Source organism: Erwinia endophytica (genome assembly GCF_009295515.1).
GTDB classification, from domain to species: Bacteria; Pseudomonadota; Gammaproteobacteria; order Enterobacterales; family Enterobacteriaceae; genus Erwinia; species Erwinia endophytica.
In genome coordinates, this window is record NZ_RQVV01000024.1 from 120,153 (window position 1) to 142,412 (window position 22,260).

At 53.5% G+C, this 22,260-nt stretch carries 15 protein-coding genes; 8 read left to right on the forward strand and 7 right to left on the reverse strand.

What is annotated here, in order from left to right:
* Positions 1 to 4 precede the first annotated feature (4 nt).
* The 6 genes from menD to EH228_RS08620 all read left to right on the forward strand — a co-directional run bounded on the left by menD (position 5) and on the right by EH228_RS08620 (position 6,890).
* Complete coding sequence (menD, locus tag EH228_RS08595) at positions 5 to 1,666, forward strand: 2-succinyl-5-enolpyruvyl-6-hydroxy-3-cyclohexene-1-carboxylic-acid synthase (RefSeq protein ID WP_152321263.1); 1,662 nt, start codon at positions 5 to 7, stop codon at positions 1,664 to 1,666.
* On the forward strand, positions 1,663 to 2,439 hold the full coding sequence (gene menH / locus EH228_RS08600) for a 2-succinyl-6-hydroxy-2,4-cyclohexadiene-1-carboxylate synthase (RefSeq protein ID WP_152321264.1): 777 nt from the start codon (positions 1,663 to 1,665) through the stop codon (positions 2,437 to 2,439). The genes menD and menH overlap by 4 nt, the downstream gene beginning before the upstream one ends.
* Positions 2,436 to 3,293 carry a 1,4-dihydroxy-2-naphthoyl-CoA synthase gene (gene menB, locus EH228_RS08605; RefSeq protein ID WP_152321265.1) on the forward strand — a complete coding sequence of 286 codons (858 nt, stop codon included), beginning with the start codon at positions 2,436 to 2,438 and terminating at the stop codon, positions 3,291 to 3,293. Before menH ends, menB begins: the two co-directional genes overlap by 4 nt.
* Positions 3,293 to 4,255, forward strand: coding sequence for an o-succinylbenzoate synthase (menC, locus tag EH228_RS08610; protein ID WP_152321266.1), 963 nt, complete (start codon positions 3,293 to 3,295; stop codon positions 4,253 to 4,255). Before menB ends, menC begins: the two co-directional genes overlap by 1 nt.
* Positions 4,243 to 5,622: an o-succinylbenzoate--CoA ligase gene (menE, locus tag EH228_RS08615; protein ID WP_152321267.1), complete on the forward strand. Its 1,380-nt coding sequence runs from the start codon at positions 4,243 to 4,245 to the stop codon at positions 5,620 to 5,622. Before menC ends, menE begins: the two co-directional genes overlap by 13 nt.
* A 71-nt stretch (positions 5,623 to 5,693) precedes the next feature.
* Positions 5,694 to 6,890 (forward strand): nicotinamide mononucleotide deamidase-related protein YfaY, encoded by a 1,197-nt coding sequence (locus EH228_RS08620; protein ID WP_152321268.1) that lies wholly within the window; start codon positions 5,694 to 5,696, stop codon positions 6,888 to 6,890.
* Positions 6,891 to 6,892: 2 nt separating this feature from the next.
* Here the strand turns inward: EH228_RS08620 and yfaE are convergent, their stop codons facing one another.
* From yfaE to ubiG, 4 genes are all read right to left on the reverse strand, one after another.
* Positions 6,893 to 7,153 (reverse strand): class I ribonucleotide reductase maintenance protein YfaE, encoded by a 261-nt coding sequence (yfaE, locus tag EH228_RS08625; protein ID WP_152321269.1) that lies wholly within the window; start codon positions 7,151 to 7,153, stop codon positions 6,893 to 6,895.
* On the reverse strand, positions 7,154 to 8,284 hold the full coding sequence (nrdB, locus tag EH228_RS08630) for a class Ia ribonucleoside-diphosphate reductase subunit beta (RefSeq protein WP_152321270.1): 1,131 nt from the start codon (positions 8,282 to 8,284) through the stop codon (positions 7,154 to 7,156).
* A gap of 84 nt (positions 8,285 to 8,368) precedes the next feature.
* Positions 8,369 to 10,654, reverse strand: a complete 2,286-nt coding sequence (nrdA, locus tag EH228_RS08635) for a class 1a ribonucleoside-diphosphate reductase subunit alpha (protein ID WP_152321271.1) — start codon at positions 10,652 to 10,654, stop codon at positions 8,369 to 8,371.
* Positions 10,655 to 11,152: 498 nt separating this feature from the next.
* Positions 11,153 to 11,881: a bifunctional 2-polyprenyl-6-hydroxyphenol methylase/3-demethylubiquinol 3-O-methyltransferase UbiG gene (ubiG, locus tag EH228_RS08640; RefSeq protein ID WP_152321272.1), complete on the reverse strand. Its 729-nt coding sequence runs from the start codon at positions 11,879 to 11,881 to the stop codon at positions 11,153 to 11,155.
* Between the two features lie 191 nt (positions 11,882 to 12,072).
* Between ubiG and gyrA the strand changes: the two genes are divergently transcribed.
* Both gyrA and rcsC read left to right on the forward strand, forming a co-directional pair.
* A complete protein-coding gene (gene gyrA / locus EH228_RS08645) occupies positions 12,073 to 14,712 on the forward strand; it encodes a DNA topoisomerase (ATP-hydrolyzing) subunit A (protein WP_152321273.1) in 2,640 nt (879 codons plus the stop codon).
* 150 nt (positions 14,713 to 14,862) lie between these two features.
* Entirely contained in the window at positions 14,863 to 17,718 is a 2,856-nt protein-coding gene (rcsC, locus tag EH228_RS08650; protein WP_152321274.1) for a two-component system sensor histidine kinase RcsC, read from the forward strand.
* Positions 17,719 to 17,782: 64 nt separating this feature from the next.
* Here rcsC and rcsB read toward each other — a convergent pair whose 3' ends face one another.
* From rcsB to EH228_RS08665, 3 genes are read right to left on the reverse strand one after another with little or no spacing between them, the layout of a single operon-like run.
* The gene (rcsB, locus tag EH228_RS08655) at positions 17,783 to 18,433 is read right to left on the reverse strand and encodes a response regulator transcription factor RcsB (RefSeq protein ID WP_152321275.1); all 651 of its coding nucleotides are present in this window, start codon (positions 18,431 to 18,433) and stop codon (positions 17,783 to 17,785) included.
* A complete protein-coding gene (gene rcsD, locus EH228_RS08660; protein WP_152321276.1) occupies positions 18,434 to 21,082 on the reverse strand; it encodes a phosphotransferase RcsD in 2,649 nt (882 codons plus the stop codon). It lies immediately after the preceding gene.
* A 21-nt stretch (positions 21,083 to 21,103) separates the two neighbouring features.
* Complete coding sequence (locus tag EH228_RS08665; protein WP_152321323.1) at positions 21,104 to 22,258, reverse strand: MFS transporter; 1,155 nt, start codon at positions 22,256 to 22,258, stop codon at positions 21,104 to 21,106.
* Positions 22,259 to 22,260 lie beyond the last annotated feature (2 nt).

Below are 22,260 nucleotides of genomic sequence, written 5' to 3' on the forward strand. Positions count from 1 at the left end.
GTTTATGTCACACAGTATCTTTAATCGTCGCTGGGCCGCCGTTATCCTTGAAGCCTTAACACGGCATGGTGTGCGCCATCTCTGCATTGCGCCGGGGTCCCGTTCAGCACCGTTAACGCTGGCCGCCGCGGACAATCCCTCATTTCTCTGCCATACCCATTTTGATGAGCGTGGGATGGGGTATCTGGCGTTGGGGCTGGCGAAAGCCAGCCGACAGCCGGTGGCGATTATTGTCACCTCCGGTACGGCAGTCGCCAACCTCTATCCGGCGGTGATTGAAGCTCGCCTGACGGGGGAACGGTTGATCGTGTTGAGCGCGGATCGGCCGCAGCAACTGATTGACTGTGGTGCCAATCAGGCTGTTGAGCAACCGGGGCTGTTCGGTAATCATGTCAGCGGCTCGCTTAATCTTCCCACGCCTTCTCCTGATATTCCTGCGAGCTGGTTGGTTTCAGCCGTCGACGCGCTGATGCAGCAGCATCCTGCTGGCGCCGTACATCTCAATTGTCCTTTCGCTGAACCGTTGTACGGCGGTGATCCTGCTGCTTTCAAAGCCTGGCATGCGTCATTGGGACACTGGTGGCAGGGCGACCAGCCGTGGGTCGCCATGCCGATGTCGAGCACGGTTACCATTCAGGCGGACTGGCGTGAATGGCGGCAGCGCAACGGACTGGTGATTGTTGGCAACGTGACGGCGGAAGAGGGAACGGCGCTGGTTAAGTGGGCTGGTGAACTGGGCTGGCCGTTGATTGCCGATGTACAGTCTCAGGCGGGGGCGTCTTTCCCCTGTGCTGAGATTTGGTTGCAGCAGTCAGTGGCGAGAGAGGCTCTGGAGCAGGCGCAACTGGTTGTACAGTTTGGCAGTCACCTCACCGGAAAACACCTGACCTCCTGGTTGGCGGAATATCAGCCGGAGGCGTACTGGTTGATTGAGTCTATGCCGGGCCGGCGTGATCCCGCACAACACCGTAGTTGTCGGATAGTGGCGGATATCGGTGACTGGCTGGATGCGCATCCTGCTATTGCGTTACCGGCCTGGTGTCCTTCGCTGGAAAAACTGGCCAGTGAAACCTTTCGCACAGTGCAGCAAAAACTGTGTCATTTTGGCGAGGCACAGTTGGCGGCCAGACTGTCAGAACTGTTGCCGGTGGATGGCAGCCTGTTCCTCGGTAACAGCCTGACCATCCGGCTGGTTAATGCTTTCGCCAGGTTACCGGTCGGGTATCCGGTTTATGCTAATCGCGGCGCCAGTGGTATTGACGGACTGTTGGCCACCTCTGCAGGTGTCCAGTTGGGCACTGGAAAGCCGGTGTTGGCGGTGATGGGTGATCTTTCGGCGCTTTACGATCTCAATAGTTTGGCGCTGTTGCGCCAGGTGACGGCGCCGCTGGTGCTGATTGTGGTCAACAATAATGGTGGGCAGATTTTCAGCATGTTGCCCACGCCAGTCGCCGAGCGGGAACGTTTTTTCGCCATGCCTCAGCACGTGAATTTCGCTCCGGCCGCGGTGATGTTTGGCTTGCATTACCACCAGCCGCAAAGCTGGCTCGCACTGTGTGATGCGGTTGAGCAGGGATGGCAACATGATGGTGCTACGCTGATTGAACTCAGAGTGGATGAGGAACTGGGCGCGCAAAGTCTGGCCACAGGAGGTACGTTGTTATGATCCTCCACGCGCGCTGGCAAGGCGCACATCACGCTGATCGGCCGGTATTGGTGTGGTTGCACGGTTTTTTGGGCAGTGGGGACGACTGGCAGCCCGTTCAGGCTTATTTCAGCGACTGGCCGCAGCTCAGTATCGACCTGCCGGGACATGGCGGTTCCCGCGCCCAATCGATCAGGGATTTCGACCAATTTTGCACCCAACTGACCGCGACCTTGCAACGCCATCAGGTGCGACGTTACTGGTTAATTGGTTACTCACTGGGCGGTCGGCTGGCGATGTTGTATGCCTGTCGATATGCCGTTGGCGGTTTACAAGGGGTGGTCGTCGAAGGGGCGCATTACGGCCTTGACTCGGCATCGGCACAGCGCGAGCGGTTGGCGAATGATGAGGGTTGGGCGCAAAAATTCAGTCAGCAGCCGCTACGTCAGACGCTCGACGAATGGTATCGCCAGCCGGTGTTTGCCAGCCTCACGGTCGCACAGCGGCAACAGATGATCCGGTTACGTAGCAACAACCATTATCAGGCTCTCGCCCGCATGCTGCGGGCGACTTCTCTTGCCCGTCAGCCTTATTTGCTGCCAGAGCTACAGCGTTTGCGCCATCTGCATTATCTGTGCGGCGAGCAGGACCCAAAATTCTGTCAACTGGCGCAGCAGGCTTCGCTATCCTTTGATGCTGTTCCCGCCGCAGGTCACAACGCTCACCGTGCTAATCCGCAAGCCTTCGCTGCTTTACTGGCAGCCAGGCTCCGTCATTTTAAGGAGTTATTATGATCTATCCCAGCGAAGAGCGGCTATATGCCCCGGTTGAATGGCGCGATTGCAGCGCAGATTTTAACGATATCCGCTTTGCCAAATCGATTGATGGTATCGCCCGAATCACCATCAACCGTCCCGAGGTTCGCAATGCATTTCGCCCACAGACGGTGAAGGAAATGCTACAGGCATTGCATGATGCCCGCCACGACGAGCATATTGGGGTGATTGTGCTGACTGGCGCCGGTGAGCAGGCGTTCTGCGCCGGAGGCGATCAGAAAATTCGCGGCGACTACGGCGGTTATCGCGATGAGGCTGGGGTTCATCACCTCAACGTACTGGATTTCCAGCGTCAGATTCGCACCTGCCCTAAACCGGTAGTGGCGATGGTGGCGGGGTATGCCGTGGGCGGTGGTCACGTTCTGCATATGATGTGTGATCTGACCATTGCTGCGGACAACGCACAGTTCGGCCAGACCGGACCGAAAGTGGGGTCCTTTGACGGCGGTTGGGGGGCGGCTTATATGGCACGCATTGTCGGCCAGAAAAAAGCGCGTGAAATCTGGTTTCTGTGCCGGATGTACAATGCGCAACAGGCGCTGGAGATGGGGCTGGTGAACACCGTGGTGCCGCTGGCCGAGTTGGAGCGAGAAACGGTGCGCTGGTGTCGTGAAATGTTGCAGAACAGCCCGATGGCGTTGCGCTGCCTGAAAGCGGCGTTGAACGCGGATTGTGACGGTCAGGCGGGACTACAGGAGCTGGCGGGTAATGCCACTATGCTGTTTTATATGACAGAGGAAGGGCAGGAAGGGCGCAATGCGTTCAACCAGAAGCGCGAACCTGACTTCAGCAAATTCAAGCGTAATCCGTAATGCGTGGCGCGACGTTATGGGCTTATTGCCTTCCTCTGGAAGCCGGAACCGTGCTACGTGATCGACGGGTAAAAGAGCGTTGCGGGTTGTTGGTGCGGCTGACGGCAGACGAAGGTGAAGGTTGGGGCGAAATCGCGCCATTGCCTGGCTTTAGTGCAGAGACGCTGGCTGAAGCACGGAACGATGCAATCAGGTGGCTGGCGAGCTGGTGTTCGGGGGAAGCGCCAGGGGAAAGCCAGCACCCCTCTGTGGCTTATGGTCTGAGCTGCGCAATGGCTGAACTGGCCGGAGAACTTCCTGACGCTGGCAACTATAACAGCGCCATGTTGTGCACGGGCGATCCGGACAAACTGTTTAACTCCCTGCAACAGCAGCCGCTGGCGAAAATGAAGGTAGGGATAGTCGAGCCGGTACGCGACGGGATGATGGTCAGCCTGTTGCTGGAGGCGTTGCCGGAGCTGACTCTGCGTCTGGACGCCAACCGGCAGTGGAGCCTGGACAAAGCCCGACAGTTCGCCCGTTTTGTTTCCAGCGAATTACGTTCCCGTATTGCCTTTATCGAGGAACCTTGCCACACACCGCAAGCGTCGCGAGAGTTCGCCCGGGAAAGCGGCATCGCGCTGGCCTGGGATGAAACCGTCCGTGAGGTGGATTACCCACTGGTTGCCGAGCCTTATCTGCGGGCAATCGTTATCAAGCCAATGCTGACCGGCAGCCTGAGTAAAGTCCGGGCGCTGGTGGCACAGGCAGAGCAGGCCGGGATCGCTGCTATCATCAGTTCCTCGCTGGAATCCAGCCTTGGACTGGCGCAACTGGCGCGTCTTGCCGCCTGGCTGACGCCCACATCGCAGCCTGGGCTGGATACGCTGAACGTGATGCGACAGCAACTGGTGCGTAGCTGGCCGGACTGTCCATTGCCGTTGATTCTGGAGGGAGAGCTGGAGGTCGTATGGCAGCGCTGAGTGACTGGCCGTGGCGCCACTGGGCGCGTATACGACCAGAGCAGATAGCGATGGTGGTAGAGGGGCGCCATTTGAGCTGGGCGCAACTGGCGCAACGGGTTGAAGAGATGGCTATGGGGTTTATCAGTCAGGGAGTGCATGCCGGGAGTGGTGTGGCCATAAAGGCCGCGAACAGTGAGTTGACGGTGCTGGCTTACCTGGCCTTGTTGCTGTGTGGTACGCGTTTGTTGCCGCTTAATCCGCAGTTTCCCCCATCTCAACTGGCGGCGTTATTACCGTGGCTGGATATCGATTTCGCGCTGACGCTAAGCGGGGAGCCGCTGCCTGACATTGCGGCGTTGACCTGGCAAAGTCAGGCTGGACGAGTGGAGCATAACTGGGAACCCGCGGCACTGGCGACTCTGACGCTGACTTCCGGTTCAGTTGGGCAGCCTAAAGCGGCAGCCCACACTTTCCGGGCGCATCTCGCCAGCGCGCATGGCGTGGTGACGGAAATGAACTTTACCGCGGAGGCGCGTTGGTTGCTTTCTTTGCCGATGTGTCATGTTTCCGGGCAAGGGATAATCTGGCGCTGGCTGGCGGTTGGGGCATGCCTGGTGTTACCGGGCAGTGCGCCGCTGTTTCAGGCGTTGGAACTGGCGACATTTGCTTCATTGGTACCCACTCAACTCTGGCGCTTGCTACAGCAACCGCGTTTCCCCAGGAATTTGCAAAAGGTGCTACTGGGGGGGGCGGTGATCCCGCCAGCGTTAACACAGCAGGCGGAGGAGGCCGGTATCGCTTGCTGGTGCGGTTATGGCATGACTGAAACCGCGTCCACCGTCACCGCCAAAAGGGCGGATAGCCGTGGCGGCGTGGGTCTGCCGCTGGCGGGGCAGACAATTCGGGTGGTTGATGGGGAAGTACAGATTCAGTCCGACGCGCTGGCATGTGGCTACTGGCGGCAGGGCCAGTTGTTGCCATTGACCGGTCATGACGGCTGGTTCGCCACGCGTGATGGTGGCTACTTCGACGAGGATGGACTGCATCTGGTCGGACGCCTGGATAACCAGTTTTTTTCGGCCGGGGAAGGGATCCAGCCGGAGCAGCTCGAAGCCGTGTTGCTGGCACATCCAGGGGTCGAGCAGTTGTTTATTGTGCCAAAAGAGGATCAGGAGTTCGGGCATCGCCCGGTGGCGTTGGTGAAGTTAAAAGCTGGGGCGACGTTAGCGGAGCTGGAAGCATGGTCGAAAACACGGCTGGCTGGTTTTCAGCGGCCGGTAAGGTGGTATGTGCTGCCAGATCTGCATCATGGCGGCATTAAGGTCTCACGCCAGCAGTTGGCGGCGTGGGTGGCGAAGCAGGAACAGGGGCTAAATGCACAATGAGCAAAAAATGACATTGTGTTTATCCGGTGGGCTTCATACAGTGAACCCACCAGACGGACCCGGAGAACCCTATGATAAGAGTCGAGATGCTTGCCACCGGTGATGAGGTGCTGCACGGCCAGATTGTTGACACTAACGCAGCCTGGCTGGCTAACAGCCTGTTCGAGAATGGTTTGCCGATGACCCGCCGCGCCACGGTAGGGGATAATATTGACGAACTGGTCAGGATATTGACTGAGCGGAGTAAGGTGGCTGATGTGTTAATCGTCAATGGCGGCCTTGGGCCCACCAGTGATGATCTGAGCTCGCTGGCGGCAGCGAAAGCGGCTGGCGTTGAGCTGGTGATGCAGCATGAGTGGCTGGCCAGGATGACGGCTTTTTTTGCCGCGCGAGGCCGGAAAATGGCAGAGAGTAACCGTAAACAGGCGGAAATTCCGGCTGGGGCTGAAATGCTGGATAACCCGGTGGGTACCGCTTGCGGTTTTGCGATGACGCTCAATCGCTGCTGGATTTTCTTCACGCCAGGCGTTCCTTCTGAATTTAAAGTGATGGTAGAAGAACAAATTATTCCGCGACTGAAGGCCCGCTATACCCAGAAGGATCCGTTGCTTTGCCTGAGAATGACCACGTTTGGGCGGGGAGAAAGCGATCTTGCGGCTGAAATTGAACCATTGCCGATGCCTGAAGGCGTGGTGATGGGGTATCGTGCGTCGATGCCAGTCATTGAACTGAAGCTGTTTGGTCCCAGTTCAAAACTGGCTGAGATGCAGCAGGTCTGGCGGCAGGTACGCGAAATCGCGGGCGAAAGCGTGATTTTTGAAGGGAGTGAAGGGTTGCCAGAACAGCTCGCCCGGCGGTTGCAAGAACGGGGAGCGTCTCTGGCTATCAGTGAGCAGTTCACCGCAGGATTATTGCAATGGCAGTTGGCATCAGTGGCGGCACCACTGAAGGCGGGAGAGGTATTGCCGTCGCAGCATGAAATGTTAGCAGCATTAATTCAGCGCGCTCAGCAGCTTGCCGCGAGCAGTCAGGCCACCTTGTCGCTGGTGGTGGGCGGTATGGAGGATCAGCACATCGGTTTGGCGTTATATACCCCACAAGGCAGTTGGGGGGTGAAAGTGAAGTTCAACAATACGCGCCATGGTCTGAAAGCCCGTCAGGATGTGGTGGCGATGATGGCGCTGGATATGCTGCGTCGCTGGTTAAATGGTATGGCGGTTGCCAGCGGACACGGCTGGATTGATGTGGTCGAAACGTTGCGCGGTTGATCTCACATTTCGATCTCAATATCTCCCCTGGCGGTACAACAGCAGGGGAGGATCTCGTCGTCTTGCACACAAGCCAGCGGGGGCGTGACGTAACAAACTTCGCCTTTCAACAGCCGGGTGCGACAGGAACCACAGTAGCCTTCCCGGCACTGATACTCTACCGGTATTTGGTGTGATTCCAGAGCATCCAGCAGCGAACGATGTTCTTGTTGGCAGTATAGTTGCGTGCCGGAGGCACGCAACGTAATAAGCGAACCGGCCATCTACAACTGGAAGTCGTCGAAGTCGTTTTCGCCCACTTCAGAGTCTATCTGACCGACCAGATAAGAACTCACTTCCACTTCCTGCGGTGCGACCTGCACGTTGTCAGACACCAGCCACGAGTTAATCCATGGAATGGGGTTGGAACGGGTCTTGAACGGTAACGCCAGACCGACCGCCTGCATGCGGATGTTGGTGATGTATTCGATGTACTGCCACAGAATATCTTTGTTCAGGCCGATCATCGAGCCATCACGGAACAGATATTCCGCCCACTCTTTCTCCTGTTGTGCCGCCAGCAAGAACAGGTCGTAGCATTCCTGTTGACACTCTCTGGCGATTTCCGCCATCTCAGGATCGTCTTCACCGCTGCGCAGCAGGTTGAGCATGTGCTGAGTACCGGTCAGGTGCAGTGCCTCATCACGGGCGATCAGGCGGATAATTTTCGCGTTGCCTTCCATCAGTTCACGTTCCGCAAAGGCGAAGGAACAGGCAAAACTCACGTAAAAACGGATGGCTTCCAGCGCGTTAACGCTCATCAGGCAGAGATAAAGCTGTTTTTTCAACTGGCGCAGATTGACGGTAATGGTTTTACCGTCAATCTGGTGGGTTCCTTCCCCCAGCAGATGCCAGTAGCTGGTCAGCTCAATCAAATCATCGTAATAGCCGGAGATATCTTTGGCACGTGACAGGATCTGTTCGTTAGTGACGATATCGTCAAAGACGATAGCTGGATCGTTCACAATATTACGAATGATATGGGTATAGGAGCGCGAGTGAATGGTTTCGGAGAATGCCCAGGTTTCGACCCAGGTTTCCAGCTCAGGGATTGAAATCAGTGGCAACAAAGCAACGTTCGGGCTGCGTCCCTGGATTGAATCCAGCAAGGTCTGATACTTCAGATTGCTGATGAAAATATGTTTTTCATGGTCTGGCAGACCTTGATAATCAATGCGATCACGGGAGACGTCGACTTCTTCCGGGCGCCAGAAGAAGGAGAGCTGTTTTTCGATCAACTTTTCAAAAATGTCATACTTCTGTTGGTCGTAACGAGCGACGTTAACCGGCTGACCGAAGAACATGGGTTCGGTCAACTGGTCGTTTTTATTTTGCGAGAAGGTAGTGTAAGCCATGAATTATAATCCATTAACACCAGGCCGATGGGGCTGGCCAGCACAAAGAGTCATGGGGCGAAAGGTGCCGCCCCGCACTAGTGATCAAATCTTGCAGGCGCCGCTTTCACAACCATCGTCCTGAATGGACGGAGCCAGGTCATCCTGCGCATCTTCCGCACCATCACGGGTGTTCTGGTAGTACAGGGTTTTCACGCCGAATTTATAAGCGGTGAGAAGGTCTTTCAGCAACTGTTTCATCGGGACGCGTCCCTTGTCAAAACGAGTGGGATCATAGTTGGTATTGGCTGAAATCGACTGGTCGATAAATTTCTGCATCAGTCCCACCAACTGCAGGTAACCTTCGTTGTTCGGCATATCCCACAGTAGCTCGTAACGGTCTTTCAGCTGTTCATATTCCGGCACAACCTGACGCAGGATGCCGTCTTTTGATGCCTTGATACTGATATGACCGCGCGGTGGTTCGATACCATTAGTGGCGTTAGAAATTTGTGAAGAGGTTTCAGACGGCATCAGGGCAGACAGCGTGGAGTTACGCAGACCATGGGTTTTGATCTCCTCACGCAGCGCTTCCCAGTCCATGTGCAGCGGCTCATTGCTGATCGTATCCAGATCTCTCTTATAGGTGTCAACAGGCAGGATGCCTTGCGCATAGGTGGTCTCGTTGAACCACGGGCAGGCCCCTTGCTCTTTTGCCAACTCGTTAGAGGCCTTCAGCAGATAGAACTGAATGGCTTCAAATGTTTTATGTGTCAGGTTGTTGGCGCTGCCATTAGAGTAGCGTACACCATGTTTCGCCAGATAGTAGGCAAAGTTGATGACCCCAATACCCAGGGTACGGCGGCCCATAGCGCCACGTTTCGCGGCTGGAATAGGGTAATCCTGATAATCCAGCAGGGCATCCAACGCACGGACGGCGAGGGTGGCCAGTTCCTGCAAATCGTCCAGGCTGTCAATCGCTCCCAGGTTGAAGGCAGATAACGTACACAGCGCGATTTCGCCATTTTCGTCGTTGACATCATCCAGTGGTTTAGTTGGCAGCGCGATCTCCAGGCACAGGTTAGACTGGCGAACGGGAGCGACAGATGGATCAAACGGACTGTGCGTATTGCAATGGTCAACGTTTTGGATGTAGATACGGCCAGTAGACGCGCGTTCCTGCATCATCAATGAGAACAGATCAACTGCTTTAACCCGCTGTTTGCGGATACTTTCGTCTTTCTCGTATTGGGTGTACAGGCGTTCAAACTCATTCTGGTCGGCAAAAAATGCATCATACAGGCCAGGTACATCAGAAGGGCTGAACAGGGTGATGTCTTCACCTTTTAACAGGCGGGTGTACATTAACTTGTTAATTTGTACCCCGTAGTCCATATGGCGGACACGGTTGCCTTCAACCCCACGGTTGTTCTTCAGTACCAGTAGACTTTCCACTTCCAGGTGCCATAGCGGATAGAACAACGTCGCGGCACCACCGCGTACACCGCCTTGTGAACAGGACTTAACGGCGGTCTGGAAATGTTTATAGAACGGGATGCAGCCAGTATGGAAGGCCTCTCCGCCACGGATTGGACTGCCTAATGCCCGAATACGGCCAGCATTAATACCAATACCGGCGCGCTGAGAAACATATTTCACGATGGCGCTGGAGGTGGCATTAATAGAATCCAGACTGTCGCCACACTCGATCAGTACGCAAGAACTGAACTGGCGAGTCGGGGTACGTACGCCGGACATGATCGGCGTCGGCAGCGAGATTTTAAAGGTAGATATCGCGTCGTAGAAGCGCTTCACGTAGTCCAGACGGGTTTCCCGTGGGTAACCCGAAAACAGACAGGCGGCGACCAGAATGTACAGGAACTGGGCACTTTCATAGATCTCGCCGCTCACCCGGTTTTGCACCAAATATTTGCCTTCCAACTGCTTCACTGCGGCATAGGAGAAGTTCATGTCGCGCCAGTGGTCGATAAAGCTGTCCATCTGTTCGAACTCTTCCGCACTGTAGTCTTCCAGCAGATGGTGGTCATATTTTCCCAGTTCGACCATCCGTTTCACCTGGTCGTACAGTTTTGGCGGTTCAAACTGACCGTAAGCCTTTTTACGCAGATGGAAAATGGCGAGTCGGGCAGCCATGTATTGATAATCCGGCGCTTCACGGGAAATCAGGTCCGCGGCGGATTTGATGATGGTTTCGTGGATATCAGAAGTTCTGATCCCTTCGTAGAACTGGATATGAGAACGCAGCTCAACCTGAGAAACGGAAACGTTTTGCAGGCCTTCTGCTGCCCAGTCAAGCACGCGGTGAATTTTGTCGAGGTTAATGCGTTCAGTGCGGCCATCGCGTTTAGTGACAAGCAGGCTTTGATTCATGTCGCGTAATGTCCTGTCCGTAAAGTCGAAAGTATCCCCCGTTTATGCACAACTTACTCAGGTGTGAGTAACTCTGTGGATAAACACTATATATAGGGGGTGAAGGAATCGTTGGTAACAATATGATGAGTATTTTAGTAATTTCTCAGTGCTTAACAAGGCTTGATTTTCTCAAGGAATTATTGATCAAAGGCTGACTTTTTCCTGAGACCGCGTGTCTCAAGGCTCGGCGGCGATGTCAACTGATTAAGAAATTTTTTGGAAAATCGGACAACCGTGATTTTCTTGTTCAGAGCTGAAAATCGCCGGTTTTTTTTGTGCAGAAAATGCTTTTTAGCAACCTGAATAGATCCCGCTGAGCCCTGAAAAATCTGAGTGTAGTGCGCTTAAAATGATCCTGCCGCAGAACGTCGTTTACAGGTTGAGAGGAAAACGATCTGGCTGCGGCAATACGATAAGAGATCCTTATGATTATATGGGGCGTCACCCATATTCAGACTAATCCGTCGGACAGTGGGTATGAACCATATAGTTAACATCCACGCCCGCCGCCAGTTTGAAGGTGTTGGTCAGCGGATTGTAATGCAGACCAATGATATGACATTCACGCAGCGGGGTTTCATCTACCCAGTTCAGTAATTCTGCCGGGCGGATAAACTTTTTGATATCGTGGGTGCCTTGAGGAACCATGCGCAGGATATATTCCGCGCCGATAATCGCCATCAACCAGGACTTGCTGTTGCGGTTGAGGGTAGAGAAGAACACCTCGCCACCAGGCTTGACCAGACGGGCGCAGGCGTGAACGACTGAGCGCGGATCTGGAACGTGTTCCAGCATTTCCATGCAGGTGACGACATCATACTGGCCGGCAAACTGCTCTGCGTGCTCTTCTACGGTCTGCTGAATGTAATCCACTTTCACACCGCTTTCCAGTGCATGCAGGCGGGCGATTTGCAGTGGTTCGGCGCCCATATCCAGCCCGGTCACTTCAGCCCCTTCCCGGGCCATACTTTCCGCGAGAATGCCGCCGCCACAACCGACATCCAGTACTTTTTTGCCGAACAGACCGTTGCTGTGCTGAGCAATATAACCCAGGCGCAGAGGGTTGATACGGTGCAACGGTTTGAATTCACCTTCCATATCCCACCAGCGGGATGCAACCGCTTCAAATTTAGCGATTTCATGGTGATCGACGTTAGCTATCGGCTTGTTTTGCTCTGCTTTCATTCGTGCTTACTCTCTGAAAAATTTGCAAGCAGTATACCTCTTTCCTTAGCCGGAGGGGCAATGCTCCGTTTCTATGCCGCTCAGTTGCCATTAAAGCGTGCAAAACGATGCTTTCCATTCACCAGCAGGCCTAAAGGTGGTATACTTTCGCACCTTTGAATCCGGGTATAATTTAGAAGGAAAGTGCCTCAATGAGTGACCTGGCCAGAGAAATCACACCGGTCAATATCGAAGAAGAGTTAAAAAACTCCTACCTCGATTATGCCATGTCGGTCATCGTTGGCCGTGCATTGCCAGATGTTCGCGATGGTCTGAAACCAGTACACCGTCGTGTACTTTATGCCATGAACGTGCTGGGCAATGACTGGAATAAACCTTATAAAAAGTCTGCCCGCGTTGTCGGCGATGTCATCGGTAAATACCACCCTCACGGCGACACCGCCGTCTATGACACGATTGTGCGTATGGCGCAGCCATTTTCGCTGCGTTACATGCTGGTAGACGGTCAGGGCAACTTCGGTTCCGTTGACGGCGACTCCGCCGCAGCAATGCGTTATACCGAAGTCCGTATGTCCAGAATCGCCCATGAACTGCTGGCGGATCTGGAAAAAGAGACCGTTGACTATGTGCCGAACTACGACGGTACCGAGCAAATCCCGGAAGTCATGCCGACCAAAATCCCGAACCTGCTGGTTAACGGTGCTTCGGGGATAGCTGTGGGGATGGCGACTAACATTCCTCCGCATAACCTGACGGAAGTGATCAACGGCTGTCTGGCTTACATCGATGATGAGAACATTAGCATTGAAGGGCTGATGGAGCACATTCCCGGGCCGGACTTCCCCACTGCCGCGATAATCAATGGTCGGCGAGGCATTGAAGAAGCCTATCGCACCGGGCGCGGGAAAATTTATATCCGGGCCCGGGGTGAAGTGGAAGTTGATGCTAAAACCGGTCGTGAAACCATCATCATCCACGAGATCCCTTATCAGGTGAACAAAGCGCGCCTGATTGAGAAAATGGCCGAGTTGGTGAAAGAGAAGCGCCTGGAAGGGATCAGCGCGTTGCGTGATGAGTCAGATAAAGACGGCATGCGCATTGTGGTTGAGGTCAAGCGCGATGCGGTTGGCGAAGTGGTGCTGAATAACCTCTACTCGCTGACCCAATTGCAGACCTCTTTCGGTATTAACATGGTTGCCCTGCATCAGGGACAACCGAAGATTATGCCGCTGAAGGATATTCTCGACGCCTTCGTGCGTCATCGCCGTGAAGTGGTGACGCGACGTACCATTTTTGAACTGCGTAAAGCACGTGACCGCGCCCATATTTTGGAAGCGCTGGCGATTGCGCTGGCTAACATCGACCCGATTATCGAACTGATCCGTCGGGCGCCGACGCCAGCCGAAGCAAAGGCGGGTCTGATTGCGCGTTCGTGGGATTTAGGCAACGTTGCCGCCATGCTGGAGCGAGCCGGTGACAATGCTGCCCGCCCTGAGTGGCTGGAAGACGAGTTCGGTATCCACGACGGTCAGTACTATCTGACCGAGCAGCAAGCCCAGGCGATTCTGGATCTGCGCCTGCAGAAACTGACCGGTCTTGAGCATGAAAAACTGCTGGATGAGTATAAAGAGCTGCTGGAACAGATCGCGGAATTGATCCGCATCCTTGAGAGCGCCGAGCGTTTGATGGAAGTGATCCGTGAAGAGCTGGTACAAATCCGCGACCAGTTCGGCGACCCGCGTCGTACTGAAATCACCGCTAACAGTGCTGACATCAATATTGAAGATTTGATCAACCAGGAAGACGTGGTTGTCACCCTGTCGCACCAGGGCTATGTGAAGTATCAGCCGTTGACTGATTACGAAGCCCAGCGTCGCGGCGGAAAAGGTAAGTCTGCTGCACGTATAAAAGAAGAAGATTTTATTGATCGTCTGTTGGTTGCCAACACCCATGACACAATCCTGTGCTTCTCAAGCCGGGGGCGTCTGTACTGGATGAAGGTTTATCAACTGCCGGAAGCGAGTCGTGGCGCACGTGGGCGCCCAATCGTCAATCTGTTGCCGCTGGAAGCGAATGAGCGTATTACGGCGATCCTGCCGGTGCGTGAATACGCCGAAGGGTGGAACATTTTCATGGCGACTGCCAGCGGTACGGTGAAGAAAACCGCACTTACCGAGTTCAGCCGTCCACGTAGCGCCGGCATCATTGCCGTCAACCTGCGTGAAGACGATGAGCTGATCGGCGTGGCGTTGACGAATGGCAATGATGAAGTGATGTTGTTCTCCGCTGCGGGTAAAGTGGTCCGTTTCGCCGAGCAGGCGGTGCGTACGATGGGGCGTACAGCTTCAGGTGTGCGCGGTATCAAACTGGCGTCAGGCGATCGTGTTGTGTCGTTGATTGTGCCGCGTGATGACGGTGCAATCCTGACTGTCACGCAGAATGGTTACGGTAAACGTACCGCTAACAGCGAGTACCCGACGAAATCCCGTGCAACACAAGGTGTTATTTCGATCAAAGTGACTGAACGTAACGGACCGGTGATTGGTGCGGTACAGGTTGTCGACAACGATCAGATAATGATGATCACTGATGCCGGCACACTGGTGCGTACCCGTGTATCCGAAGTGAGTGTGGTGGGACGTAACACCCAGGGTGTTATCCTGATCCGCACGGCGGAAGACGAAAACGTGGTTGGTTTGCAGCGTGTTGCCGAGCCAGTGGCGGAAGAAGAGTTGGACACGATCGACGGTAGTCTGGCTGAAGGGGACGAGGATATCGCCCCGGAAGTGGAAAACGAAGATGATGTGCCAGAAGGCGATGAGGACGAGTAATCGTCAGTGCTTTCAGTACCAGAAGCCGGTTCAGTGGAACCGGCTTTTTTACACCGGACGGGATGGGGGTAACAACTGGCTTTTTTACTGTTCTGGCGGTAGTGTATCGGGAGCAAATTTATTTATGCCCAGCTTACCTATAGGTTTCGCTTGAAATATTTAGTCTCGTTCAGAACTACGTTAAGGATTTCTCGCTATCTGTTCCGGGCGCTGGCGCTAATGCTTTGGACGCTGGGCGCGCTGCTGACGACGTTTTACATCATTGATGTGCTGCATGAGAAAGAAGCTCAGGTGCATAAGGAGTTTAATGCCAATGTTGAGTTGGCTCAGTGGTACGTTCGCCACTCAATGGATGTGAGCCGTGAACTGAAGTTTATCGTCGAAAACCGCCTGAATTCTTCCGCTAACGGACTGGATGTGTTGAACGGTGTGTTCCCAGGGAAAGTCACGCTGCCACAGTTTTATCCGCTATATTCTGATTCAGACTGTAACGCCATGAGTAACACCTGGCGTAATTCTCTGGAGTCGCTCAGTTACTTCTTGCACTACTGGAGAGAGAATTTCGTCTCGGCCTATGAACTTAGGCGGGTGTTCTTCATTGGCGGGGATAGTTTGTGTCTGGCTGATTTCGGCCTGGGTAAGGCTTCTGCCGACCATGAACGCGCGCTGAAATCACTGCATGAACGCATCCTGAAATACCGTAACGGCAACGACGACGAACGTAAGAATAGCAGCTTTTGGATTGCACCATCCAGTCAGATGGGGAGCGGCTATTATTACATGGTGACCCCGGTGTATATCGCCAGCAAAATGGCGGCATTGCTGGGGATTGAACAGACTATTCGTCTGGACGATTTCACCACTCCGGGGACCTTCCCGCTCAGTGTGGCACTCCTTGATAGCAGTAATCAACGAGTCATGTCTTCTTCCCGTGCAACGGCCAGTATTTCGTTTGACGACTTGCCTGATGACGATAACTGGTTCGGCTATATCAACGGCTATAAGCAACTGGTGCTTAAAAAGACACTGACGCCTTCTTCGTTAAGTGTGGTCTACATGGTGCAGACTAACGAAATGGTCGAGAAGCTGAAGATTTTGATCATTAACGCCATGCTGCTTAATGTAATCAGCGCCATTATTTTGTTCACTCTGGCCTGGCTGTTTGAACGTCGGATGTTTTTACCCGCCGAGGATAATGCTCTCCGCCTGGAAGAGCATGAGCAGTTCAACCGCAAAATTGTCGCCTCGGCTCCGGTTGGTATCTGTATTTTACGTACCAGCGACGGTACCAATATTCTCAGTAACGAGTTGGCACATAACTATCTGAACATGCTGACCCCGGAAGATCGCCAGCGACTGACTGAAATCATCTGTGGTCAGCAGGTGAATTTTGTCGATGTGTTGACCGGTAGCAACACTAACCTGCAAATCAGTTTTGTGCATTCTCGCTACCGTAATGAAAATGTGGCGATCTGTGTGCTGGTGGATGTCAGCGCGCGAGTGAAGATGGAAGAGTCGCTGCAGGAGATGGCGCAGGCCGCCGAACAGGCCAGCCAGTCTAAGTCGATGTTCCTGGCGACGGTTAGCCATGAACTCCGTACGCCGCTGTATGGCATCATCGGAAACCTCGATCTGCTGCAGACGAAATCATTGCCGAAGGGGGTTGAGTCACTGGTCACGGCAATGAATAACTCTTCCAGTCTGCTGCTGAAAATCATCAGTGATATTCTCGATTTCTCGAAAATTGAATCCGAGCAACTACGCATTGAACCACGCGAGTTTTCCCCGCGAGAAGTGATAACTCACATTACTTCCAACTATCTGGCGATGGTGGTGAAAAAGCGCCTGACGCTGTGGTGCTTTATCGACAGCGACGTACCTGTCACCCTGGAGGGCGATCCTCTGCGCCTGCAACAGGTGATTTCAAATCTGCTGAACAATGCCATCAAATTCACTCATACCGGCGGCATAATCCTGCAGGCATTTGTTAAAGATGGTTATCTGGCTTTTCGTGTGCGCGACACGGGTGTCGGTATTCCAGCGAAAGAAATTCCCCGTCTGTTCGATCCGTTCTTCCAGGTGGGGACGGGGGTGCAGCGTAACTTCCAGGGGACCGGGCTGGGGTTGGCTATCTGTGAAAAGCTGATCAACATGATGGACGGCGATATTGAGGTGGATTCCGAGCCTGGGATGGGGAGCCAGTTCGTGGTGCGTATCCCACTGTATCACAGTCAGGTGATGATACCGGTTCTGCATGAGGGATTGCTGGGTAAACAATGCTGGCTGGAGCTACGCAACGACATACTGGCGGTATTTCTGGAGAAACTACTGGCGCAGCACGGCCTCACGGTTAGGCGTTTACAGGAAGACACTCAGTGCGAGGCGGATGATGTGATCGTGACGGATTACGACTATCAGGCCCAGCAAACAGTACGCGCGGTGATCCGCTTTGATAGCTATCACAATGATGGCCCGCAGGAAATAACGTCTGGCCGCTGGGTTTACGGTACCACTACGCCGCATGAACTCCCCGTGTTGCTGGGGCGTATCTATCGTGTTGACGTGGATATACCTGATCCACAGCCAGGCTTGCCGGAAGCGGAGGAGCAGGATGTCAGCAATGAGGATATTCTTATCCTGGTAGTGGATGATCATCCGATTAACCGAATGCTGCTTTCCGATCAGTTGGGTTCGCTGGGCTATCGGGTGAAAACGGCCCAGGACGGTGTTGATGCGCTGAACGTACTGAGTCGCAATGAGATTGATATTGTGCTGACTGATGTGAATATGCCGAACATGGATGGTTATCGCCTGACCCAGCGTTTACGCCAGTTGGGGCTGACCTTCCCGGTGGTGGGCGTTACCGCAAATGCCCTGGCGGAAGAGAAGCAGCGCTGTATGGAAGCCGGAATGGATAATTGCCTGTCCAAACCGGTTACATTGGATACGCTACAACAGACCCTGGCATTTTATGCCGAACGAGTACGTAAGAGCCGGGAAAGTTGATTTCAGACAACAAGTAAAAGGGACGAATGTAAGAATTCGTCCTTTTTACCCGCAAACGCCTTGCTTAGTCTCTGTCTACCGGCATGGTGCTGACGGAAGACAGGTAGTTCAGCAGTGCGATATCGTTATCGACGCCCAGTTTCATCATGGCTGATTTTTTCTGGCTGGAAATTGTTTTGATGCTGCGGTTGAGTTTTTTGGCGATCTCCGTGACCAGGAACCCTTCAGCAAAGAGACGCAATACCTCACTTTCTTTTGGTGAAAGACGTTTGTCGCCATAGCCGCCGGCGCTAATTTTCTCCAGCAATTTAGCCACACTGTCCGGTGTGTACTTTTTCCCTTTTTGCAGGGCGGCCAGCGCCTTAGGCAGATCAGTTGGGGCGCCTTGTTTCAACACAATCCCTTCAATATCCAGATCCAGGACTGCACTGAGGATCGCCGGATTATTGTTCATTGTCAGCACAATGATCGACAGATCAGGGTAGTGACGTTTGATGTATTTAATCAGCGTAATGCCGTCGCCATACTTTTCACCTGGCATCGACAGATCGGTAATCAGCACATTAGCGTCCAGTTTGGACAGACTGTTGATCAATGCAGTGGAATCTTCGAACTCACCAACAACGTTGACCCATTCAATCTGTTCCAGCGATTTGCGAATGCCGAACAGAACAATAGGATGATCATCGGCAATGATTACGTTCAAGTTATTCATTTATTGGTTACCTTGCTGCAGCAGTTCGTTGACGTAGTGGTCAATCTCACTGGTGGTATTTTTAATGTTTGAATCGTCACACTCGGTAATGTGCTGTTCCAATGTTTCACAAAGCTGCTTGCCCGATATCAAATTAAGCATAGCAAACACGCCTTTCAGGCGATGTGCAGTCTGAGCCAGCGAACTCCAGTCTCTCTCCGTTGCTTCATTATACAATCTCTTCACATCATCTGGTACTGTATCTACAAAGAGCTGAAAGTATCCTGGCGCGAAAAGCTGCGCCGTGTCCTGCTTTTCTTCTGGTTCATCCAGGGCCAGTTGTTGTTCAATGAGCTGCAGCAACGCATCCTGCATCGCGCTACTGAGGTTAAAGTTGACCTTGAATTGGTTACGTGACAATGCGCTGTAGCCCGGTTCGTCATCGGTGAGGAGTAATGACCACGGTGCCAGCTTCACGGGTTCATCCGTGAGCAGGACATCATGTTCCTGCCCGGAAAAACGCTCATCCGGAGTGATACAGCTCGCTCCCCAGTTTTCCAGTTGGCGAACCACAATCTTCCGGGTATCGTCCACGGTGATATCAATCAGCGCGGTCAGACCTTCCAGTAGCTTTTCTTCCTGTGCCTGGTGATGCTCCTGCGGTGCATGGATCTGGATACTGCAGCGTGTACCGATATCGGGACGCGCCACAATGTCCAGATGGCCGCCTAACTGCTTACAAAGCTGTTTGCAGAGGAAAAAGGCCAGTCCGGAGGCCTGGCCAAATCGATCCTGGCTGGTTTCGCCCAGGAATGGGAAGTCGGTATTACCCATCTCGTCTACAGTCAGGCCGGCACCGGTATCCACTATTTCAATCGCCAGACGATCCGGGCGATCTGCCGGGTGACTGACCTCAATGCTGATTCGGCCCCAGGTCGTGTTGGTGATGGAATAATGCAGTAATGTGGTCAGAATTTTATACAACGCACGATGATCGCCGAAGCGGTTTTCATCGCTGTTCAGGCGATTATTGACCAGTAAATGCAGGCCTTTACGCCGCATTGAGGGCAGGGCTTCCATGACCAGCTCATCCAGCAGGGTCTGCATATTAAAAGCCCCCGCATCAGGTGCCCAATCGTGGGTCTCCAACCGGTTAAGGAGGATGATATCATCCACCAGTCGACTCAGTGCGAGGGAATCTTCCAGCGCATCGGTGAGTTCGTCGTTCGGCTGGGTTTCGCTGAGTGTCTGTAACTGACTGATCACGCTATTTAGCGGTCGATTCAGCGCATGACCGAGATTTTGCAATAATTGCTGACGAGTTTGATGATTTTTATCCAGTATCTGTTGCGCCTTCTGCAACTTTTTGTTCACCAACAGCTCACGGTCCTGGTCGCGCATCATAAACAATTGAGTGCCAGGAGAGAGCATACTACGTGCGTGGCGGATTTCATAAACCTCGTTGTTAACCGTGGCCTGCAGTACACCCTGATGTTGATCGGACATGGTGATGATTTTTTGCAAGTTCAGGTGTGGCAGCAGATGCTCGGCAATCTTGTTGCTGATGATAGTGCGGTTATTGGCAAAATCATACACCAGCAGGCCGACGGGCAGACTGCTAACAATTTCTTCATTCAATATTCGTAGCGAATCCAGCTCAGCGCTCTGGTTTTCACTCGGGCGCAAGGACTGCTGGCGCAGCATTAACAGGCCACCCAATGACAGCAGCAACAGGACAAAGTCAGCCAGCAACGGCCACATCAAATTTTTCAGCGTATTCACCAACAGTTCGCTAATTGGCATGCGATACACCAACTGCAGCGGAGAACTGCTCAGAGATGCGGTGATCTCTACATTTGGGCTGGTCAGTGCCACTTTAACGCTGCTATTTGCATCATCAGCATCCGTATTGCCTGTCACGTTGCTGCTATCCTGCTTGAGCTGGAGGTTCTCCAGCGGCATATTCAGTGGGAGCAGATCATTAATTGGCAGATCAAACGCCACCACGGTAGCCAGATGGCCTGGTTGATTAAAGGTCGTGCGTATAGTGAAGTAGTGATCGTTTTGCCAGGTAAAACGGCGCAGCGGTGAGAAACTTTCCCGCTCATCCAGCGTATTGGCCTGCTGCAACATTTCCGCCCGGCGGGCATCGACAATATTACTGATAATGCTTTCTTTGTAGCGTGTCGCCATATCTTTCAGCGGTAGCGTTGAAATCAAGATCAGGCTGTTATCCTGGCCGTTCAGAAAGTACATAGACCAGGTGTTGTTTTCTGCGCCCCACAGCGTGTCGAGATAATTAGACATTCGCAGCGTCATATCCAGCGTGCTGCTGTCATGAGAACCGAAAATTAGCGCTTCGGTTTTACGGCGGGGTTTCTCAAGGTAGTAAACATCAGGACGCAGTCGCGTTTCCTGCAGGTTGTTAGGCGGTGAACCCGCTGCATTTGCCGCTAGGTTTTCATAAATCTGCCAGGTGGCGAAACGATAGGCATCAATGCGTTTTTGCATCGCATGGGTGATATCCGCCATGGCGTAGCGTTTATCTCTCAGCCAGGTATTGACGGTGTTTTGGATCATAAACCCTGATGAGAGCAGCAACACCAGAATGAACATCACAAAAAAGCGCGTGGCATTGCCGGAAGTCAGAGGTAATTTGTATGGCAACATAGCGTCGTGAAGCACCCCAGGTTAACGTGTAATCAGCCGGGCGCTGGCGGCCACGGTTAACAGCAATATAGCGATGATGCTGAAGGCTGTCGTCAGGCTGTAGCACTGCGAGATAAACCCTGTCAATGCAGGACCAGCAAGAATACCTGCATAACCAATCGTTGTCATGGAAGATATCGCCAGATTAACCGGCATGACTTGTTGATTTCCCGCTGCACTGAACATGATCGGTACGGTATTTGCGGCACCGAATCCCACCAGAGCAAAGCCAGCCAGAGTCACAGTGATACTGGGGACACAGACGGCCAGCAACAAACCCGCCGAGGCGCACAGTGTGCCGCAAAACAGGGTCATAGTCCGGCCAAAATAGTTTACGATGCGATCGCCCGTCAACCGACCAAGGGTCATCGCGACGGAAAATAGCGTGTAACCCAATCCGGCTTGTGAGGTGGGGAGTCCGCGAGCCTGAGTGAGGAACAAGGCGGCCCAGTCAAGAATTGAACCTTCGGCCAGGAACAAAATAAAACACATCAGCCCCAGAAACAGCACCCAACCATGAGGTATGACAAATATCGGTCCATTATCCGATTGTACCCGTTGGGTCAGCAGATGACGTTGCGAGAAAGCATAAATGACAATAATCAGTGCGACGACAAGGGTCACCGCGGGTAAAGGCGTCAGGCCGAGCGCCAGACCCACGCTGACTATACCGGCTCCCGCGATGCCGCCAATACTGAAAAAGCCATGGAAGCCGGACATCATGACCCGGCCGGTCGCTTTTTCGACCTCTATGGCCTGAATGTTCATCGCCACATCAACCAGTCCAATAGCGGCGCCGAAAAGTGCCAGCGTTAGCGCCAGGTGATAAGCAGTGGACAGGGTGGCGAGCAGGGGGAGGGCCAGCAAAATAAACAGGCTGCCGCAGGTAATCACTTTTTTACAACCGACCCGGCCAACCAGCATTCCGCTTAGTGGCATTGCCACCAGCGAGCCAAGACCCAGAAACAACAGGAGTGTTCCCAGAGAACCATCGCTGAGCTGAGCGCGATTTTTAGCATAGGGAACCAGCGGAGCCCAGGCGGCCATACCGATACCAGCAATAAAAAAAACCGCACGGGTAGCATGCTGAGTCGCTACTGTGCTGGCACTTGCTTGTCGGGCATCCAGTGTTGTCATCA

Excerpts from the sequence above, each read along its gene's own strand:
- menD (WP_152321263.1), top strand. The coding sequence starts at position 5 with ATGTCACACAGTATCTTTAATCGTCGCTGGGCCGCCGTTATCCTTGAA.
- menH (WP_152321264.1), top strand. The coding sequence starts at position 1,663 with ATGATCCTCCACGCGCGCTGGCAAGGCGCACATCACGCTGATCGGCCG.
- menB (WP_152321265.1), top strand. The coding sequence starts at position 2,436 with ATGATCTATCCCAGCGAAGAGCGGCTATATGCCCCGGTTGAATGGCGC.
- menC (WP_152321266.1), top strand. The coding sequence starts at position 3,293 with ATGCGTGGCGCGACGTTATGGGCTTATTGCCTTCCTCTGGAAGCCGGA.
- menE (WP_152321267.1), top strand. The coding sequence starts at position 4,243 with ATGGCAGCGCTGAGTGACTGGCCGTGGCGCCACTGGGCGCGTATACGA.
- EH228_RS08620 (WP_152321268.1), top strand. The coding sequence starts at position 5,694 with ATGATAAGAGTCGAGATGCTTGCCACCGGTGATGAGGTGCTGCACGGC.
- yfaE (WP_152321269.1), bottom strand. The coding sequence starts at position 7,153 with ATGGCCGGTTCGCTTATTACGTTGCGTGCCTCCGGCACGCAACTATAC.
- nrdB (WP_152321270.1), bottom strand. The coding sequence starts at position 8,284 with ATGGCTTACACTACCTTCTCGCAAAATAAAAACGACCAGTTGACCGAA.
- nrdA (WP_152321271.1), bottom strand. The coding sequence starts at position 10,654 with ATGAATCAAAGCCTGCTTGTCACTAAACGCGATGGCCGCACTGAACGC.
- ubiG (WP_152321272.1), bottom strand. The coding sequence starts at position 11,881 with ATGAAAGCAGAGCAAAACAAGCCGATAGCTAACGTCGATCACCATGAA.
- gyrA (WP_152321273.1), top strand. The coding sequence starts at position 12,073 with ATGAGTGACCTGGCCAGAGAAATCACACCGGTCAATATCGAAGAAGAG.
- rcsB (WP_152321275.1), bottom strand. The coding sequence starts at position 18,433 with ATGAATAACTTGAACGTAATCATTGCCGATGATCATCCTATTGTTCTG.
- rcsD (WP_152321276.1), bottom strand. The coding sequence starts at position 21,082 with ATGTTGCCATACAAATTACCTCTGACTTCCGGCAATGCCACGCGCTTT.
- EH228_RS08665 (WP_152321323.1), bottom strand. The coding sequence starts at position 22,258 with ATGACAACACTGGATGCCCGACAAGCAAGTGCCAGCACAGTAGCGACT.